The sequence below is a fragment of the Filifactor sp. genome, assembly GCF_057248345.1.
The window spans coordinates 1-3,638 of the sequence record NZ_DBHIIC010000034.1 but is presented as its reverse complement, the minus strand read 5'-3'; the positions used below and the strand labels follow the sequence as shown (position 1 = coordinate 3,638).

General features: G+C 35.3%; 4 protein-coding genes. All 4 read right to left on the bottom strand.

What is annotated here, in order from left to right; all coding sequences use genetic code 11:
- Positions 1-212 precede the first annotated feature (212 nt).
- Positions 213-845: a hypothetical protein gene (locus tag ACO5GE_RS06170; protein WP_484830048.1), complete on the bottom strand. Its 633-nt coding sequence runs from the start codon at positions 843-845 to the stop codon at positions 213-215.
- Positions 846-864: 19 nt separating this feature from the next.
- Positions 865-1,005 carry a hypothetical protein gene (locus ACO5GE_RS06165; RefSeq protein ID WP_484830047.1) on the bottom strand — a complete coding sequence of 47 codons (141 nt, stop codon included), beginning with the start codon at positions 1,003-1,005 and terminating at the stop codon, positions 865-867.
- Between the two features lie 22 nt (positions 1,006-1,027).
- The gene (locus tag ACO5GE_RS06160; RefSeq protein ID WP_484830046.1) at positions 1,028-2,407 is read right to left on the bottom strand and encodes an aldehyde dehydrogenase; all 1,380 of its coding nucleotides are present in this window, start codon (positions 2,405-2,407) and stop codon (positions 1,028-1,030) included.
- Positions 2,408-3,024: 617 nt separating this feature from the next.
- Positions 3,025-3,375: a hypothetical protein gene (locus ACO5GE_RS06155; protein ID WP_484830045.1), complete on the bottom strand. Its 351-nt coding sequence runs from the start codon at positions 3,373-3,375 to the stop codon at positions 3,025-3,027.
- Positions 3,376-3,638: the final 263 nt, after the last annotated feature.

The following is a 3,638-nucleotide window of genomic DNA, read 5'->3' as shown; positions in this document are numbered from 1 at the left end:
TATTTTCGGTTCTATTTTCAGTTCTATTTTCAGTTCTATTTTCAGTTCTATTTTCAGTTCTATTTGATAAATAAAAAACAATTTTGAAAAGTTTTTCTTCCTATCGAAACTCCATCTGTGTTATATCCTCAGAGTGAGCGTTTTGTTCTCTAGACTTTGTCATATAACAACTCTTAAATCTACTTCCTTAATTCAATAGAAACAGATCAGTATCACAAACTTTTTAATAATTCCGTTTCTCTTGGCAATATTTCTTTGGATTCCAAAACTTCTACCAACTCTTTTAATTGACTGTCCGAAATATAGTCAGCTCTATCATGGTCCTGTGACAAACGACAGCATTGTCTGATGGCTATCCCGATATGAGATAATGTCAATTTATCTCTTTTCTTTTTCAATACTTCGATAAAAATATCCCAAACAAACGGTTCTTCGTAAATCCAAAAAAATGATGCAATCGCTTGTAACACTTTGGGATGACTCTGCGTTGTAAGTAAACCTCGTGCATACTCTTTACTTTTTTCTTCAAAGGTTTGAACCTTGTCTTCCGTAATGATATCCGAATCCATGATATAAAGATGGTTCAAATGAAGATATCTTGCACAAAAATTTTGTAATGTATAGAGATGAATCCATAGCACCTCATGGTTTGTTTCTTCTTCTATGGCAGAAAAGTACTGTTCCATATTTACAATAAACCATTCTTTTACAGGCTTTGTCTTTTTTGTCCCAAGTTCGGCACAAGCAGCTTTCATCAAGATATTCGCAGCTTTTTTGCGTTCTTTCATCTCTACATTTTGTAGATGACAAAAGGCATTGTCTAATATCTCTGTCATATCATTCATCACTCCACCTCCCGAACATTTAAATTCCTTGTTCCTTAAAATACACATTACAGACTGCATTGATTCCAAAAAATTCTTCTAATAAGAGAATCTCTGAAAAAATCTTCTGATACAGAAACCATTCTCTTTCCATTTTGAATTTTTGACTTTTTCTCATCAAAACTTTTTTTCCTTTTTACCTATTACATCAGATTCTTTAGCTTTTTGAATTTCGCTTCATCAAACGGAGCATATCGGAACGGTAAATCAAATATGATTTTGTTTCGTACCACTCCTTTTTTGTGACTTAGTGTGTCAAATCCGGTCTTTCCGTGATAGGCACCCATTCCGCTATAACCCACACCGCCAAACGGCATACGATGATTTGCGGTTTGAAGAATCACATCATTCACACATCCGCCACCGTAAGAAAGGCTGTGAATGATGGCATCGGCATTTGTCTTTTTTTGTGAAAAGATATAGCATGCCAACGGCTTTTCACGTTCTTTGATGGTGCGAATGACTTTGTTGATATCATCATATTCAATCACAGGGAGTAGCGGTCCGAAAATCTCTTCTCTCATCACTTCATGGTCAAATTCCACATTAGGAAAAATAGTCGGTGCAATCTTTCGTTTCTCATCGTTCCTTTGTCCGCCGATAACATCTTTCTCCGTCTGTATGAAGTTCAGTAATCTCTCATAGTGACGCTGATTGATGATTCTCGGGTAAGTCTCATTATTTATGGCATTTGGATAGCTCAATTCGATTTCTTCTTGTAATGCTTTGATAAATCTATCCTTTACTTCGGTATGCACAACAACATAGTCCACAGCCACACAGGTCTGACCGGCATTTAACAGTTTCCCCCACGCAATGCGTCTGGCTGCAAGTTTGATGTCTGCCGTCTCATCAATAATACAAGGACTTTTGCCACCAAGTTCCAAGGAAACCGGAATCAGATTTTCACTTGCTGCACGCATGATGGTTTTGCCCACTCTCGTACTTCCTGTAAAAAAGATATAATCATAGTTCTGATACAGAACCTCATCATAATCAATCTCTGCATCTACGCAGAAAATATATCGTTCTTCAAATGTTTCGTTGATGATTTTTTCAATTATCTTCGATGTATGTCTGCTTTCTTTGGAACATTTGATGATGGCACAGTTTCCTGCCGAAATTGCAGCTACCAACGGTGCAATTGCTAAATTGAAAGGATAATTCCATGGCGACAGAATCAGCACAACTCCATAAGGTTCAGAATAGATATAACTCTTTGCCGGAAATGTGCCGAGCGTTCCTCTTACTTTCTCAGGTCTGCTCCATTTTTTCACATGTTTCAACGCTTCGTGTATCTCGCCATACACGATTGCAAGCTCCGTCATATATGCTTCTGCTTTCGATTTTGATAGATCCTGATGCAATGCCGAAAGAATCTCATCTTCGTGATTTCTAACTGCTTGTTCCAGTTTCTGCAACATTCTGATTCTATATGCAACTGATTTTGTGCTGTCGGTATCAAAAAATTGTTTCTGCTTTTCCACAATGCTCTTCAAGTTAACATGTTTCACTTCACTCACCTATTTTCTCCTTCCTAAAAGGTCTTCTATTCTACACTTCTTGGTCAAATATCTATTCTTTCAAAATGATGATAGCTACATCATCTTGCTTACTATCTTTCATTCATATTCCTACACAAATTATATCATGTATTTTTAGAAAATCATTCTCTTTGAATAATTTATAGAAAAATGAATGGAACCAATGTCGACATATTATCCTGTTGATTGTTTCAGCAATCAGGTTGTTTACATCTTCACATAATCTCTCCATCATTTTTGAAATATCTTTAAACAGATTCTCTTTCTACCAATTATCAAATTATTATCCTAACATCCAACATTACAATCAAAATAAAAAACCTCCTTACCGATTGTTCAGTAAAGAGGGTGACTCATTCATCTTGTATTTCTTCTAACACTACTTATTTAAGTTTGCTACTGTACTATCAATTCCAATTGGTATTTCTCATTCTCGTTCTTCTTATCCACCAACCATTCCATATCCTATTCTCAACTTGTAAAAAAATGAGAAAAGGATTTGTTTCAATTTGAAGTGATAATCATATATTCTTTCTTACAACAGATGCTCGTATCACATTAAATTTTTATGGTCACAAAGCAATGATTGATTCTCTCTACTTATCGGACTCTTCGTTTCGTTTCAAAATTTTACGTAATTCATCAAAGGTATAATCTTGATAATTCTTTGTCTCACTTAAAACAGATTCTGTTGTAGCAGGCAATCTATTTAACAATTCCTTGATATCAATATCTGTAGGAAATGGAATCAAGTTTTCTTCCTCGTCTTCCGCCTTATGTGCTGTAAAAATAAAATCGCCTTTATCCCAGTCAATAGCAAAGTTGTTCATACACTCTATCGGTGAAACTTCAAGAATCTCCTCCTGTTGTGCCACAAAGTTTTCATAAAGAAACTCAAACAAAGCATCCTTGTCAATTCTCACAATACGAACTGTATTTTTATCCATGATGTACCTCCACTCTTTGTCATGCTATGACTTCATTTTGTTTGACATTATATCATTTTCACTCTATTTTTTCTACTGAAGTAGGGGCACTTAAAGTGGAACTTGAATTGGTGCAATTTGATAAATTGTGAAATGGGTTTAAGTTTGCAAAATCAACCCAAAACTCGCCTATGATCAAACAAAGATAGGATTGGAACTTGCAAGACGAAACGAAAGTCTTTTTTATCGTATCTATGCACATATCAGAGATTCAATTAAACTGA